The sequence below is a fragment of the Pseudomonas sp. NPDC090233 genome (assembly GCF_044772285.1).
GTDB lineage: Bacteria > Pseudomonadota > Gammaproteobacteria > Pseudomonadales > Pseudomonadaceae > Aquipseudomonas.
Genome location: NZ_JBIVYQ010000001.1, coordinates 414,767 through 428,645, shown reverse-complemented (window position 1 = coordinate 428,645; position 13,879 = coordinate 414,767). Strand labels below are relative to the sequence as shown.

The following is a 13,879-nucleotide window of genomic DNA, read 5'->3' as shown; positions in this document are numbered from 1 at the left end:
GAACCGCTCCCGGCTCTAATCCCAGTCCATTTTGATGTTCTGTTGTTTCCTGAACGCGTCCAGCACACTCTCGAAACAGGAGCGTTCGAAAGTCAGGTTCGGTATTGAGTCATACCAACCAACGGCGGGGGATTGCGAAGTGATTAAATCCTTCAGCAAACCAAATCGCCGCCACTGAACGTGGTGCTCATCGGCGCGCTGCTCAGCGACAATGACGGTACATGTCAGGTCCAAGTCATCAGGGCAAACAAGCAGAGGGACCAAGGTCTCCCAGCCCGGGGCCGTGGAATAGATCCGGTCCCATACCAAATCGGTGTCGTCATCGTCGTTCAAGCCTGAATGAGCTGAGACAAGGTGTAACTCAGCTTCCCGGTTGTGCTGAGGTAGCCATACCTCCAGAGGTACTCCGTCAACGGCAAACGTCGAGTAGTAGCCCAGGCTGTGCTTGGATTTATGGCTTGTAATGGATAGCAGGTTACTCATTCCAGCTCTTGACCCCCCCGGAAGTCTGAAGAGGTTACTTTTTCCAGGTGCGGATGTCTTCCTTTGGCAGATCGCGACGCTCCGCGTGACGGGCTGCTTTGGGTCGGTTAGCGACCGTCCACCGGATCGAGTTCACCCTTGTTCTCCCCTAACGCGGAGGACAACCCATGAAAACCGCTGCTATCTACACCCATCGCCCATGGAACAAGGGAAAGCTAGTCGGGCAGAAAGCCCCGCTCCGACTCAGAGATATCTGGGCCATCCGGGTAAGGCTCCAGATCGCGGAGAAATCTCGGGATCTTGCGTTGTTCAACTTGGCAATCGACAGCAAGCTGCGAGCCTGCGACTTAACCAAGCTTCGCGTACGCGACGTTGCTCATGGGGAGCACGTGTCATCGCGAGCGATCGTGATGCAGCAGAAAACTCAACATCCAGTGCAATTTGAGATCACCGAGCAAACCCGGATGGCTTTGGAAGCCTGGATGCATAAGGCTCACCTACGAAGCGAGGACTGTCTGTTTCCGAGTCGGCTACACGGTTCAGATCATCTCTCCACCAGGCAGTACGCTCGAATAGTGAAAGCCTGGGTGACAGCCATTGGCCTTGATCCAGCGCTGTACGGCATCCACACGCTGCGGCGAACGAAGGCCTCATTGATCTATCGTAGAACCAAGAATCTGAGGGCAGTCCAACTCTTGCTTGGCCATACGAAGCTTGAAAGCACCGTCAGATATCTGGGGATTGAGGTCGACGATGCCTTGGAGATGGCAGAGCAGACGGAGGTATAAGCATCTAAAGCGACGGTCGAGGGCAGACCGTCGCTAACCGACCCACTACGGCCCTTCGTGTACTTCCCTCACAGCCTAGAGAGGCCATAAGGCCAGGAATATAACCGCCGTCCCCTGCATCAGAAAAGCAGGCGACGGCCTTTGAGCTGCTTGCAGCAGTCTCAGTAGCGGGCCAAGCCTTGCTGGACTATCGATCTAGGTGCCTTGAATGCTGCAGCGCAAGCGCTCCAGCTGAGCACAAGCCATTATAATTTTGTTAACCCGAGCTTTTCTTAATCTGGGTCAATGAAATGCCTGAGCTGATTGCAAATCATTTACACCACTTCATTGATGCGGTGCCAGGAGAATTCGCCGGACGCTTACAATTTGCCCTCACTACGTCCGGCAAGTCCGGCACCCACAGATAATTGTCGGCTAACGGCCAATGGCTTTTGCGGTTGCGTGCTACGACTTCAGTGAAACGGCGATGTCGATTACCGACAAGGGAAGGTAGATCAATGTAAGCGGCGCATAATGGCGACGTGATCGCGCGAAGAAAACTGCCAACGGAACTGTGAACATGATGATGTCCAACGCTGCCCATAGCTGGAATGGGGAAGCGTTGAAAAACAGGATATTGGTCGCACTACCCAACGCAAGGTACGTACAGATGGCCAATAAAGCGAACCTGCCGTCCTGCTCGAAATAAACCTGGAGGCCACCTACCTCGTCCTCACTGCGACTGGGCAGTATCAGCGCTGCGGCGCTGAACAGAGCTAAAGCGAGGCAGACCAAAAGCAGGAACTCGACGAACGAAAAGTCATCCTTCAACTTGGGAAGGTCGTTGAGTGCCCACCAGAATTGCAGCTGGAATAGGAAAAGCGTGATTGCCCAGGTAAGGGCCACCCAGTCTGGCTGTGCCGTGCGACGAATGCGAAAAACAGTCATTACGCCCAACAAAATCCTGGTTATGGACAAACCCAGTATCATTGAAAGCACGGTTAGCAAAATTGGGAAGTTGCCCACAACTGGCTCCTCGAATGTATTCTTGCTCCCGCAAAGCGTAGTACCGTTGCTGCCTGTTCATCACGCCGCAGCCTCCTAGGCTTTCAGGCAATAACCTAGTAATAGACGATGTTAACCGCGCCACCATGCGACATATTGTCTGTCCCCACGTAGCTGGGGCCGAAGCAATTTGGTCAAAGTGCGGCTTTGGGTCGGTAGCGGTCGGTCGCGTCCGGCTGCTTTCGACCCATTGCAGCGCGTCGAGAGGCATTCAGTTTCCCATCACCTCGTCCAGTGCGTGCTCCAGGGTGCTGACCGTACGCTCGATATTCTGCAGCTTCTCCAGCCCGAACAGTCCAATGCGGAAGCTCTTGAAGTCGGCCGGTTCGTCGCATTGCAATGGCACGCCGGCAGCGATCTGCAGGCCGTGATTGGCAAACTTCTTGCCGTTTTTGATATCGGCATCATCGGTGTAGCTCACCACGACGCCAGGCGCCTGATAGCCGACCGCGGCCACGCTCTTGATGCCTTTGCCAGTCAACATTGCGCGTACCCGATCGCCCAGCGCCTGCTGCTCGTTGCGCACTTTTTCGAAACCGTAGGCTTGCGTCTCCTTCATCACTTCATTGAAACGCGCGAGCGAGTCGCAGGGCATCGTCGCGTGGTAGGCATGCCCGCCCTGTTCGTAGGCCTGCATGACCTGCAGCCACTTTTTCAGGTCGCAGGCGAAGCTGCTGCTCTGCGTTTGCTCGATGCGCTCGAGGGCCAAGGAGCTGAACATCACCAGGGCGCAGCAAGGGGAGGCACTCCAGCCTTTTTGCGGTGCGCTGATAAGTACATCGACGGCGCATTTTTCCATATCAACCCACAGCGTGCCTGAGGCGATACAGTCCAGCACGAACAGGCCACCCACCGCATGCACGGCGTCACCGACAGCCCGCAGGTACTCGTCAGGCAGGATAATCCCAGACGAGGTTTCAACATGGGGGGCGAAGACAATTTGCGGCTTCTGCGCCTCAATGGCTGCCAACACTTCGTTCAGAGGGGGTGGGGCGTAGGCAGCCTGGCGACCCGTGTCGACCGGTCGCGCTTTCAGTACTGTGGTGGCCGCTGGAATATTGCCCATCTCAAGGATCTGGCTCCAGCGATAACTGAACCAACCGTTGCGTATCACCAGGCATTGCTGGCCGGTGGCGAACTGTCGCGCTACCGCTTCCATGCCGAATGTGCCGCTGCCTGGGACCACCGCAACCGCCTGGGCGTTGTAGACCTGTTTCAGCGTGCTGGAAATGTTCTTCATCACGCCTTGGAATGACTGCGACATATGGTTGAGCGAGCGGTCGGTGTAGACCACTGAGTACTCGACCAGCCCCTCGGGATCGATACTGGGATAGAGCTTTGACATCGGGTGACTCCTTTCGCAGAGATCTCAGTAGGATTGACCCTGCCTAACGCCTTGGCAAATGACAAGATGGCGCGCGCTGTCGGCAGCCTTGGAACATTGGGCCATGTCTAGAACTTCGACAATATCCAGTCCCGCAAGCGGCAACAGGCATCGTCGTCTTTCTTCTGCTCGTTGAATGTCAAAAAGTGCTGGCTGTCCTTGTGCACCAGTTCGTGCGCCACCGGGCGCACCAACTTCCCCTCCTCTATCAGCGGGTTCACCAGGTAATGCCAGCCCAAGGCGACGCCCTGCCCCTGGACCGCCAACTGAACCAGCGAGCCATAATCGTTGGAATGCAGCAACTGCGCCCCGGCAGCCACGCGCGCGCCCAGGTCGACATTGTGGTACTCGAACCAGACATGCCAATCCACGTGTTCGGCGATCTGCGAGCGGCCGTAAGGGCTCAAGTTCAGCAATGCGCTCTGGCTGATGCCGTCGAGGGTCACAACTTCTGGATGCTGCGCCAGATAGCTGGGGCTACAGACCGGATAAATGACGTCATACGCCAGCGGATGGCTGCTGTACCCTTCGCGAATCTTCGACAGCTTGTTGACGAAGATGTCCGGCTGCACGCCAGGCTCAAGCGTCACGAAATTCTGCGTGACCACCAGGTTCAGGTCGATGTCAGGGTTGCCCGCCAGGAACTCCGGCAGGCGAGGCGTCAGCCAAAGCCCGGAAAATGCAGGCGTGCAGCACAGCGTAACGACCCGCTTACCCTTGTTCTGCCTGCGGATACGCGCCGACACCTGGGAAATGTTGCTCAGGGACAACTGCACGGCATCGAAGAAAATCGCACCTTCCGGTGTCAGTTGCACGGTACGCCCGTGGCGGATGAACAGCTCGGCGCCCATGAAACTTTCCAGCTCGCGAATCTGCTTGCTGATCGCCGCCTGGGTGACGCACAACGCTTCCGCCGCGCGGGTGAAATTGAGGTATTTCGCCGCCGCGACGAACGCCTTGACCGCACGCAACGAAGGCATCTGGATCAGCGACTGATCGGGCTCTGTGTGCTTCACCATCGGCCTTCGACTCGACTTCACGATTGGCAGGCCATCATACAAAAAAAGGCCTCGATTGAGGCCTCTTCAACTTCAAGCGCGGGCTAGGCCTCTTCGTTCAACGGCGCCAGAGCTTCGCGCAAGGCAGCCAGCTTGCCTTCTGCCAGGCGCGCCAGCGGCCGGCGTGGGTTACCTGCGCCATAGCCCATGAGCTCGGCGCCGGCATACACCGATTGCACGTAGTTGCCTTGCCAGATCAGCGACATGACCGGAGCCAGGGATTTCCAGAGGTGTTGCACGTCCTCCCACTTGCCCTGCTGGGCGGCGTTGGCCAGGGCCACGCAGGTTTTCGGTGCCAGGTTCGCACCGCCCCAGATCAGCCCTGCGGCGCCCGCGAACAATGCGTATGGCACCAATGGGTCGGCGCCATTGAGGGTCGGCAAGCCGGTACGAACCAGGGACGCCTGGGCGGCCAGGTCGCCGCTGCTGTCCTTGACCGAGACGAAGTTGGGGATTGCGCTCAATTGCCTGAACAGCGCTGGCGTTACTTCAACGCCCACCGCCTGAGGCACGTTGTAACCGATGATCGGCAGGCCTGCTTCAGACACCGCCGAGTAGAAGTCGATGATGCCTTGATCGTCTGTCGGGCCTTCGAAAAATGGCGGCAATACCATCACCCCGTCCGCACCACAGTCCTTGGCGTGGCGGGTGCGTTCAAGGACTTCCTCGACCAGCAATGCGGACGTCTGGGCGATGACTCGGGCTCGGCCATTGATCACCCTGGCGCCGAACGCCACGAGCTCCTTCGATTCGTCCTTGCTCAGGTAAACGTGCATGCCGGTTCCGGAGCTGAGCACAAAACCGTGCACACCCGCGGCCAGATAGCGCTCGATCAGGCATTCGAAGCGAGCGAAGTCAATTTTGCCCTGCGCATCGAATGGGGTGGTGATGGCCAGGTTCACACCGGAAAAGGTGAATGCAGACATTGAACGGATCCTTATTGTTCTTGGCGGTAGTAGCCAAAAGGTTACGGTGCCGTTCGGCGTGCAGACAGCGACATTTCCAGGGGCCATCTGATGAGTAAAAGTTATGCGAATTGAACAGCGGCAACGCAAAGCTATACAAAAAATGTTCTCTGTATAGCTTTATGCTCGGAGCTGAACTATACCTGTACAAGAAAACATTTCTGTACAGGATCGCGCATGTCCAGCTACCTGCAAACCTTCGCCGAACGCTTTGCCCAGCTGGATGCGCACACCCTCGACCAGCTAGGTGACTTGTACAGCGACGACATCGCCTTCCGCGATCCTCTGCATCACATCAACGGCCTCCAAGCCCTGCGCAGCTATTTCGCCGAGCTTTACGGCAACATCCAGGAAGTACGCTACGCCTTTGAAGGCACCGACGAAGTGCAACCGGGCCACGGCTATATTCGCTGGACTTTGCACTTTCGTCACCCACGCCTGAACGGCGGGCATCTGGTCAGCCTGCAAGGTTGCAGCCACCTGCGCTGGCACGAGCGGGTGTACTTTCATCAGGACTACTTCGACGCCGGAGCATTGCTTTACGAACATGTTCCGGTGCTGGGTGGCGCCGTTCGTTGGCTCAAGGGCAGGCTGGCATGAGCCGCTGCTGGCTGACGGGTGCCAGCAGCGGTATTGGCGCCGCGCTGGCGGAACAGCTGCTGGAACAGGGCCATCAGGTTGCACTGGGCGGCCGGCGGGCCGAGAGCCTGGCCGCGCTTTCCTCACGATTCGGCCAGCAGACCTTGTTGGCCATCGGTGATATTGATGAACCACGGCAAGTCGCAGCGATCGCCGGACAGATCGAGCAACATTGGGGTGCACTGGACCTGGTCATTCTCAACGCCGGAACCTGCGAATACCTGGAACCGGGCCAGTTCGATCCACATCTGGTCGAGCGCGTGCTGCGCACCAACGTACTCGGCCTCAGCCACTGCCTGCACGCCGCCCTGCCCTTGCTGCGGCGCGGCCAACGCCCACACCTGGTCGTGATGGGCAGCTCGGTGTCGTGGCTGGCATTGCCCCGTGCCGGGGCTTACGGCGCTTCAAAAGCTGCCGTGCGTTATCTGATCGAGTCGCTGCGCATTGACCTGATAAACGAGGGCATCGACGTCACCCTGGTCAGTCCCGGCTTCGTCGACACACCCTTGACCCGTCGCAACGACTTCCCCATGCCGCAGCTGTGGAGTGCCGAGCGCGCCGCCCAGCACATCGCCGCGCGGTTGCCGCGGCGCCCACTGGAAATCAACTTCCCCGGTGTTTTCACCCAGGTGCTGCGCCTGCTCGGCGCGCTGCCGGTGCGCTGGCGACTGAAGCTAGGCCAACGCCTGGCACGCAAGCAACAGGAATAGGCCAGCATGCGCATCGCAATCATCGGCAGCGGCATCGCCGGCCTCACCTGTGCCTACCTGCTGTCGCGCCGGCACGAAGTCACCGTGTTCGAGGCCGCTGACTGGATCGGCGGCCACACCCACACCGTCGATGTGCACTGGGGCGGCCAGCAGTATGCGATAGACACTGGTTTCATCGTCTTCAACGACTGGACCTACCCGCATTTCATCCGTCTGCTCGATCAGCTGAAGGTCGCCTCCAGGCCCACTGAGATGAGCTTTTCGGTGCACGACCCTCGTTGCGATTTCGAGTACAACGGCCATGACCTGAACACACTGTTCGCCCAGCGCAGCAACCTGTTATCCCCCGGTTTCTGGGGCATGCTGCGCGACATCATCCGCTTCAACCGCAAGGCGATCGCCGACCTCGACAGCAAGCGCATCGACGAAGCCACCACCTTGGGCGGCTATCTGCAGATGCAGGGCTATGGGCAGCGCTTCATCGATCATTACATCGTGCCGATGGGCTCGGCCATCTGGTCGATGTCGCGCGCCGACATGCTCGGCTTTCCGCTGCAGTTCTTCGTGCGTTTCTGCCGCAACCACGGCTTGCTGTCGGTGAGCAATCGCCCGCAGTGGCGGGTGATCGAAGGCGGCTCACGCAGCTACCTGGCGCCGCTTTGCCAGCCCTTCGCCGAGCGTATTCGCCTCAACTGCGCGGTCAGGCGGGTCAGCCGTGACCCAGATGGCGTGACCGTGCACAGCGCAGCGGGCAGCGAGCACTTCGACAGCGTGGTGTTCGCCTGCCATAGCGATCAGGCCCTGGCTCTGCTGGAAGCACCCAGCGCCGACGAGCGCGCGGTGCTGGGGGCGATCACCTACGCCAGCAACGACGTGGTGCTGCACACCGACACCCGCCTGCTGCCCCGCCGACATAAGGCCTGGGCCAGCTGGAACTACCGCCTCGGCGGCCCCCAGCAGGCCCCCGCGGCACTGACCTACGCGATGAACATCCTGCAGGGCATCGAAGCGCCCGTGACCTTCTGCGTGAGCCTGAACCAGACCGCACACATAGACCCCACGCAAATCCTCGCCCGCTTCGACTATGCCCACCCGCAATACAGCCTGGTCGCCCTCGCCGCCCAGGCCCGCCAGGACCAGTTGCAGGGCCGGCAACACACCTACTACTGCGGCGCCTACTGGGGCAACGGCTTCCACGAGGATGGCGTGGTCAGTGCGCTGAAAGTGGCGGATTTTTTTGGAGAAGGCTTGTGAACAGCAGTTTGTGTCACGGCTGGGTCAGCCACCGGCGCCTGACCCCGCGACCGCACAGGTTCCGCTACCGGATCGGCATGTTCTATCTGGACCTGGACGAACAATTGCGCCTGCTCGGCCTCAGCCGCTGGCTCGGCCACTCGCGGCTGTCGCCGTTGTGCTGGCGCGAAAGCGATTACCTGCCAGCGCTCACCCGAAATGGCCAGCCCTTGGCTCAGGCCGCGCGGCAGCTGGTCGGCCAGGCCACCGGGCAAACGCCCGAGGGCGCTGTGCACCTGCTCACCCAGCCGCGCTGCTGGGGGCTGTCGTTCAACCCGGTCAGCGTCTATTTCTGCCACGACCGCGAGGGCCTGCTGGCAGCAATCCTGCTGGAGGTGCGCAACACACCCTGGCGCGAGCGCTTTCACTATGTGTTGCCGGTGCAGGACGGCCTGGATACCGGATTTGCCGTGGCCAAGGCATTCCATGTCTCGCCCTTCATGCCGCTGGACATGGAGTACCGCCTGCGCTTTTTACGCGATGCCCGGCGCGTGCACGTGCACATGGAAAACTGGCGCAAGGGTCACAAGGTGTTCGAAGCCGACCTGGCCCTGCAACGTGGGCCGCTTAACCGCGCCACATTGCATCGACACATCCTCACCTTCCCCTGGATGAGCCTGCGCACCGTGTCGGCTATCTACTGGCAGGCCTTGCAGTTGCTGTTCAAGCGCACACCGATCCACGACCACAGTGCCAGCCAGGGCAACCTGGGCCTTGGCCACGCCATCTGTAAGGAGCACGATCATGACCGATCCCAGCCTGAGCGTTAGCAAGTCGGCAGGCCGCACGCCGATCTGCGCCAGCCTGGCCAGGATGGCCGTGCTGGCCCAATTGCGCCGTCTGGCCCGCGGCAGCCTGCGGGTGATCTGCCAGGACCGGCAATGGAGTTTCGGCGAGGCCGGCAGCCCCCTGTACGCTGAAGTCGAAATCATCGATGAGGCCGCCTGGAGCCTGGTGGCCAGTAATGGCTCGATCGGTGCCGGGGAAGGTTATATCCACGGTTATTGGCGCACGCCGGACCTGGCGGCAGTCACCCGTGTGTTCGTCGCCAACCTGGATGTGCTCGACGCCATGGAGGGCGGCCTGGCACGCCTGGCGCGCCCGACCCTGCAACTGCTGCACCGGCTCAACCGCAACAATCGGCGTGGCGCACGGCGCAATATCCTCGCCCACTACGACCTGGGCAATGACCTGTTCGAGCGCCTGCTCGACCCGACCATGATGTATTCGGCAGCGCAGTTCGATAACGCCGAGCAAAGCCTGGAAGAGGCACAACTGAACAAGCTCGAACGCATCTGTCAGAAACTCGAACTCACGCCCGACGACCACCTGCTGGAAATCGGCAGCGGCTGGGGCAGTTTGGCCATCCACGCCGCCACGCATCATGGCTGCCGCGTCACCACCACGACACTGTCCGATGCGCAGTACGCCCACACCTTGCAGCGTGTGCAAGCGCTGGGCTTGACCCAGCGCATCCGCGTGCTGCGCGAAGACTACCGCGACCTGCGTGGGCGCTTCGACAAGCTGGTGTCGATCGAGATGATCGAGGCGGTCGGCCACCGCTACCTGCCCACGTATTTCCGCCAATGCGCCGCACTGCTCAAGGACGATGGCCTGATGCTGCTGCAGGCCATCACCATTCGCGACCAGCGCTACGCCCAGGCACGGCGCTCGGTGGACTTCATCCAGCGCTACATCTTCCCCGGCGGCGCACTGCCCTCGCTGAGCGTCCTGCTCGACACCGCCAGCCGCCAGACCGCACTGAACCTGGTGCACCTGGAAGACTTCGGCCAGGACTACGCTCGTACCTTGCGCCATTGGCGCGACAACCTGCGCCAGGCGCGCGCAGCGCTCAAGGAGTTGGGCTACGACGAAACCTTCCAGCGTTTGTGGGAGTTCTACCTGTGCTACTGCCAGGGCGGTTTCGAAGAGCGCGCCATTGGTGTGGCGCAATTGTTGTGGGCAGCGCCCCAGGCGCGCCGAGCGCCGTTGCCGGGCGCCTGAAGCGTGTCGCGTCGGTGGCTGATCGGCAACGCCTTGTGGTTGCAGGCGGGTTGGTGGGTGTGCGTGCTTGGGGCTCACGAGCCATCGCTGTTGGTGATCGTGCCGATTGGCTTGGCGCTGCACCTGGGCTGTTGCCAGGATCGCAAGGGTGAAGTGCGTGCTTTGGTGCTCGTGTCGATTATGGGGTGTCTGCTGGACAGCCTTCTGGGTGTGCTGGGCGTGTTCAACTTCGCGCAATGGCCATTGCCGCTTTGGCTGGCCCTGATGTGGCTGGTGCTGGCCAGTGGGCTACGCCACAGCCTGGCGTGGGCGGCGCGTCCGATCTGGCTTGGCGGGCTGCTGGGTATGGTCGCTGGGCCGCTGGCTTACCTGGCAGGGGCGCGCTTGGCGGGCGTCGAGCTGCCCATGGGGTCGTCAACGACCGCTTTTCTACTAGCGCCGCTATGGGCGGTATTTTTCCCACTCACCCTGCATGTCGCGCTGAGAAGATAACGCCGGTGCCGTGGGAGCGGCTTCAGCCGCGAACACCGGCGAAGCCGGTGCCATCCACTGCGGCGCCGGCTTCGCGGCTAAAGCCGCTTCCACTGGCCGGCAGCCGGCGGAAGAACAGGGTAACCTGCCCCACCTCCACACCCAGCTTGCGCATGCTCGAACGGTTGATCAAGGTGTCGTCATCCATCAGATACATCCAGTCGTCGATGTCCAGCTCCCAGTGCCTGCCATCAACCGGTACATCCAGCCGGTACCGCCAGCGCAGCGCATTCCCGGCCACCTCGCCCCGCGCCTCGCCAATCACATCACCGGCCCGCCCAATCCAGCGCCCAGGCCCATCCGGGGTGATCGTCCAGGTGCGCTGTTGCCGCGTGCCATCGCTATACAGAAAATGCTCGTCTAGAAACAGCTTTTCACCCTCACGGCGGCTGTCGATACGCACATGAAATCGCTTGGTCACTTCGCCCGAGCGCGTCTGCACCATGCCCCAGGCCTGCACCGGCACAGAGAAGAACGCGACCAGGTCAAATGTCGGCTTCTCGCCGGCATAGTGATCGACCTCAACATTGCCGCAACTGCCCAGCAGCAGGCAGCCGACCAACAGCAGCACTCTAGTCATGTTCACTCTCCTCGATCATCCCCGGCCAGGCCGAGCAGGCGCTGGCGCAATTGTGGGTCGCGGGCTCGCGGGTCGAGCCAGATAGCGAAGAACGCGCGGGCGAAGGCCGGGTCGCTGACCTCGTGGCGCAATTGGCCATTGACGTAGAACCGGCAGCCCTGCCCTGGCAGATACAAGCCTGTGATGCGCGTACCCGGCTGCACGTCCACGAATGCCTCTTGCATGGCTTGGGTCCAACGCTCCAGGGTGGCCTGGGGCAATGGGCGGTCACTCAGACGGCGCATTTCGTCGATGCTCGCCTGCACCAGCGTGTCGCGTGACAACGCCCGGTGGTAGATCAACTCCAAGGCAAACGGCACTTGCCAGCCCTGCGGCGAATCTGCTCCCCACAACCGCGCGGTGTACACACTGAAGCCAAACCAAGTGAATTCACCGCTGCCCAACTGACGTGACGCCGGCAGCGCGGAGCGCCAGTCTGCCGAGGCTGCAGATATCACCATCAACAGAGCTGTCAGGACCAACATTGCCGGGATGCCGCGTCTAGTGGCCATTGGCTGAAATCACTCGAAATATTGTACAAGTTTAGTTTCCTGTACAGCTTTCAGTAGAGATACCCGCCAGCGCGTATAAGTTCACGCGATCGGCATTCGTTCGGTTATCGAACGCAAGCGCCATACTTGGCATTGACGCTCCCGCTTTGACTGCGCACCATGCCCCGGCCTCGCGAGTGCCCTCTGCCTAGGGCCAAAGCCGCGAACCAGAAGCATCCCGCAGCTCATTACAATTTCAAGAAACAGGTACATCCGCCATGCCTCCGATTCCCCATGCTTCCATGGGCAGCAAGATTCGCGGCGCCTTTGCCGTCGGCAAGACGCGTTGGGGCATGCTCGCCCTGGTGTTCTTCGCCACCACCCTGAACTACATCGACCGTGCCGCCCTCGGCATCATGCAGCCCATGCTGGCCAAGGACATGAGCTGGACGGCGATGGACTATGCCAACATCAACTTCTGGTTCCAGGTGGGTTACGCCATCGGCTTCCTGCTGCAAGGCCGGCTGATCGACAAGGTCGGGGTAAAGCGCGCCTTCTTCGTCGCGGTGCTGCTCTGGAGTCTGGCCACCGGCGCCCACGGCCTGGCCACTTCAGCCGCTGGTTTCATGATCTGCCGCTTCATCCTCGGGCTGACCGAAGCCGCCAACTACCCTGCCTGCGTGAAAACCACGCGCCTGTGGTTCCCTGCCGGCGAACGGGCCATCGCCACCGGGCTGTTCAACGCCGGCACCAACGTCGGCGCCATGATCACCCCGGCGCTGCTGCCGTTGATCCTCGCCGCCTGGGGCTGGCAGGCCGCGTTCATCGCCATGGGCTGCCTGGGCCTGGTCTGGGTGATTTTCTGGGGCCTCAAGTACTTCAATCCCGAAGATCACCCCCGCGTGCGTCAGAGCGAGCTGGACTACATCCAGCAAGAGGCTGAACCCGAAGCGGTGCGCGTGCCCTTCAGCCGTATTTTGCGCATGCGCGGCACCTGGGCCTTCGCCGTGGCATTCGCGATCACCGCGCCGGTGTTCTGGTTCTACCTCTATTGGCTGCCGCCGTTTCTCAACCAGCAGTACAACCTGGGCATCAGCGTCACCCAGATGGGCATCCCGCTGATTCTGATCTGGCTTACGGCCGACTTCGGCAGCATCGGCAGCGGCATCCTGTCTTCGTGGCTGATCGGCCGCGGCGTGCGCGCCACGCGGGCACGCCTGATCTCGATGCTGATCTTCGCCTGCACCATCGTCAGCGTGACCTTCGCCGCCCACGCCAGCGACCTGTGGATCGCGGTGCTGGCCATTGCCGTGGCGGTCGGCGCGCACCAGGCCTGGACGGCGAACATCTGGAGCCTGCTGATGGACTACACGCCCAAGCACCTGGTGAGCACGGTGTTCGGCTTCGGCAGCATGTGCGCGGCCATTGGTGGGATGTTCATGACGCAGATCGTCGGCAGCGTGCTGACCATCACCCACAACAACTATGCCGTGCTGTTCACCATGATCCCGACGATGTATTTCATCGCGTTGGTATGGCTGTATTTCATGGCGCCGCGCAAGGTTGAAGCGGTGTAAGCGCGCCTGCGATTTTTCCTCGAAGGGGCCTGCGGGCCTCTTTTTTTGCTTTTGACGGTCTGAATTTTTCGTATACAAAAACAAACATTCCTGGTTACATTACCTGACGCCTACGACACCGGTCATCGCCGCTGCGTATTGCGACAGGCTAAAGCCATGCAACTCCCACCGCTGTTTACCCTCTCCCGCCTCTGCGCGACTGTCGTCCAATCGGCCGGCAAACCCTCTTCGTTTCAGTCTTCTACACCCGGTGCCTGAACCCAGGCTGCCTGCGAAAGAACTTTGATTACAAC

15 protein-coding genes are annotated in these 13,879 nt (G+C 60.7%); 8 read left to right on the top strand and 7 right to left on the bottom strand.

Annotation, left to right across the window (positions count from 1 at the left end; all coding sequences use genetic code 11):
• Positions 1–15: 15 nt before the first annotated feature.
• The gene (locus tag ACIQUF_RS02215; RefSeq protein WP_403127799.1) at positions 16–483 is read right to left on the bottom strand and encodes a hypothetical protein; all 468 of its coding nucleotides are present in this window, start codon (positions 481–483) and stop codon (positions 16–18) included.
• Between the two features lie 167 nt (positions 484–650).
• Between ACIQUF_RS02215 and ACIQUF_RS02210 the strand changes: the two genes are divergently transcribed.
• Complete coding sequence (locus ACIQUF_RS02210; RefSeq protein WP_403127796.1) at positions 651–1,271, top strand: tyrosine-type recombinase/integrase; 621 nt, start codon at positions 651–653, stop codon at positions 1,269–1,271.
• Positions 1,272–1,715: 444 nt separating this feature from the next.
• Here ACIQUF_RS02210 and ACIQUF_RS02205 read toward each other — a convergent pair whose 3' ends face one another.
• The 4 genes from ACIQUF_RS02205 to ACIQUF_RS02190 all read right to left on the bottom strand — a co-directional run bounded on the left by ACIQUF_RS02205 (position 1,716) and on the right by ACIQUF_RS02190 (position 5,683).
• Positions 1,716–2,276, bottom strand: coding sequence for a hypothetical protein (locus tag ACIQUF_RS02205; protein ID WP_403127793.1), 561 nt, complete (start codon positions 2,274–2,276; stop codon positions 1,716–1,718).
• Positions 2,277–2,526: 250 nt separating this feature from the next.
• Positions 2,527–3,660, bottom strand: a complete 1,134-nt coding sequence (locus ACIQUF_RS02200) for an aminotransferase class V-fold PLP-dependent enzyme (RefSeq protein WP_403127790.1) — start codon at positions 3,658–3,660, stop codon at positions 2,527–2,529.
• Positions 3,661–3,767: 107 nt separating this feature from the next.
• Positions 3,768–4,718, bottom strand: a complete 951-nt coding sequence (locus tag ACIQUF_RS02195) for a LysR family transcriptional regulator (protein WP_403127781.1) — start codon at positions 4,716–4,718, stop codon at positions 3,768–3,770.
• An 83-nt stretch (positions 4,719–4,801) separates the two neighbouring features.
• The gene (locus ACIQUF_RS02190; RefSeq protein WP_403127778.1) at positions 4,802–5,683 is read right to left on the bottom strand and encodes a dihydrodipicolinate synthase family protein; all 882 of its coding nucleotides are present in this window, start codon (positions 5,681–5,683) and stop codon (positions 4,802–4,804) included.
• A gap of 216 nt (positions 5,684–5,899) precedes the next feature.
• Between ACIQUF_RS02190 and ACIQUF_RS02185 the strand changes: the two genes are divergently transcribed.
• The 6 genes from ACIQUF_RS02185 to ACIQUF_RS02160 are packed head-to-tail and all read left to right on the top strand — an operon-like array spanning position 5,900 to position 10,860.
• On the top strand, positions 5,900–6,322 hold the full coding sequence (locus ACIQUF_RS02185) for a nuclear transport factor 2 family protein (protein WP_403127767.1): 423 nt from the start codon (positions 5,900–5,902) through the stop codon (positions 6,320–6,322).
• Positions 6,319–7,071, top strand: coding sequence for an SDR family NAD(P)-dependent oxidoreductase (locus ACIQUF_RS02180; RefSeq protein WP_403127764.1), 753 nt, complete (start codon positions 6,319–6,321; stop codon positions 7,069–7,071). The genes ACIQUF_RS02185 and ACIQUF_RS02180 overlap by 4 nt, the downstream gene beginning before the upstream one ends.
• A gap of 6 nt (positions 7,072–7,077) precedes the next feature.
• Positions 7,078–8,325, top strand: a complete 1,248-nt coding sequence (locus ACIQUF_RS02175) for an NAD(P)/FAD-dependent oxidoreductase (RefSeq protein WP_403127761.1) — start codon at positions 7,078–7,080, stop codon at positions 8,323–8,325.
• The gene (locus ACIQUF_RS02170; RefSeq protein WP_403127758.1) at positions 8,322–9,134 is read left to right on the top strand and encodes a DUF1365 domain-containing protein; all 813 of its coding nucleotides are present in this window, start codon (positions 8,322–8,324) and stop codon (positions 9,132–9,134) included. Before ACIQUF_RS02175 ends, ACIQUF_RS02170 begins: the two co-directional genes overlap by 4 nt.
• Entirely contained in the window at positions 9,109–10,368 is a 1,260-nt protein-coding gene (locus ACIQUF_RS02165; RefSeq protein WP_403127754.1) for a class I SAM-dependent methyltransferase, read from the top strand. Before ACIQUF_RS02170 ends, ACIQUF_RS02165 begins: the two co-directional genes overlap by 26 nt.
• A gap of 3 nt (positions 10,369–10,371) precedes the next feature.
• Positions 10,372–10,860, top strand: a complete 489-nt coding sequence (locus tag ACIQUF_RS02160) for a DUF2878 domain-containing protein (RefSeq protein WP_403127751.1) — start codon at positions 10,372–10,374, stop codon at positions 10,858–10,860.
• Positions 10,861–10,882: 22 nt separating this feature from the next.
• On the opposite strand, the gene ACIQUF_RS02155 is transcribed toward ACIQUF_RS02160, so the two are convergent.
• Complete coding sequence (locus ACIQUF_RS02155; RefSeq protein ID WP_403127749.1) at positions 10,883–11,479, bottom strand: DUF3833 domain-containing protein; 597 nt, start codon at positions 11,477–11,479, stop codon at positions 10,883–10,885.
• Positions 11,480–11,481: 2 nt separating this feature from the next.
• Complete coding sequence (locus ACIQUF_RS02150; RefSeq protein ID WP_403127746.1) at positions 11,482–12,003, bottom strand: chalcone isomerase family protein; 522 nt, start codon at positions 12,001–12,003, stop codon at positions 11,482–11,484.
• A gap of 284 nt (positions 12,004–12,287) precedes the next feature.
• Here ACIQUF_RS02150 and ACIQUF_RS02145 point away from each other — a divergent pair, with 284 nt between their 5' ends.
• Positions 12,288–13,586, top strand: a complete 1,299-nt coding sequence (locus ACIQUF_RS02145; RefSeq protein WP_403127743.1) for an MFS transporter — start codon at positions 12,288–12,290, stop codon at positions 13,584–13,586.
• The last annotated feature ends 293 nt before the right edge of the window (positions 13,587–13,879 follow it).

Coding starts and splice junctions, on each gene's coding strand:
- ACIQUF_RS02180 (WP_403127764.1), top strand. CDS start 6,319: ATGAGCCGCTGCTGGCTGACGGGTGCCAGCAGCGGTATTGGCGCCGCG.
- ACIQUF_RS02215 (WP_403127799.1), bottom strand. CDS start 483: ATGAGTAACCTGCTATCCATTACAAGCCATAAATCCAAGCACAGCCTG.
- ACIQUF_RS02195 (WP_403127781.1), bottom strand. CDS start 4,718: ATGGTGAAGCACACAGAGCCCGATCAGTCGCTGATCCAGATGCCTTCG.
- ACIQUF_RS02185 (WP_403127767.1), top strand. CDS start 5,900: ATGTCCAGCTACCTGCAAACCTTCGCCGAACGCTTTGCCCAGCTGGAT.
- ACIQUF_RS02210 (WP_403127796.1), top strand. CDS start 651: ATGAAAACCGCTGCTATCTACACCCATCGCCCATGGAACAAGGGAAAG.
- ACIQUF_RS02145 (WP_403127743.1), top strand. CDS start 12,288: ATGCCTCCGATTCCCCATGCTTCCATGGGCAGCAAGATTCGCGGCGCC.
- ACIQUF_RS02175 (WP_403127761.1), top strand. CDS start 7,078: ATGCGCATCGCAATCATCGGCAGCGGCATCGCCGGCCTCACCTGTGCC.
- ACIQUF_RS02200 (WP_403127790.1), bottom strand. CDS start 3,660: ATGTCAAAGCTCTATCCCAGTATCGATCCCGAGGGGCTGGTCGAGTAC.
- ACIQUF_RS02165 (WP_403127754.1), top strand. CDS start 9,109: ATGACCGATCCCAGCCTGAGCGTTAGCAAGTCGGCAGGCCGCACGCCG.
- ACIQUF_RS02190 (WP_403127778.1), bottom strand. CDS start 5,683: ATGTCTGCATTCACCTTTTCCGGTGTGAACCTGGCCATCACCACCCCA.
- ACIQUF_RS02155 (WP_403127749.1), bottom strand. CDS start 11,479: ATGACTAGAGTGCTGCTGTTGGTCGGCTGCCTGCTGCTGGGCAGTTGC.
- ACIQUF_RS02150 (WP_403127746.1), bottom strand. CDS start 12,003: ATGTTGGTCCTGACAGCTCTGTTGATGGTGATATCTGCAGCCTCGGCA.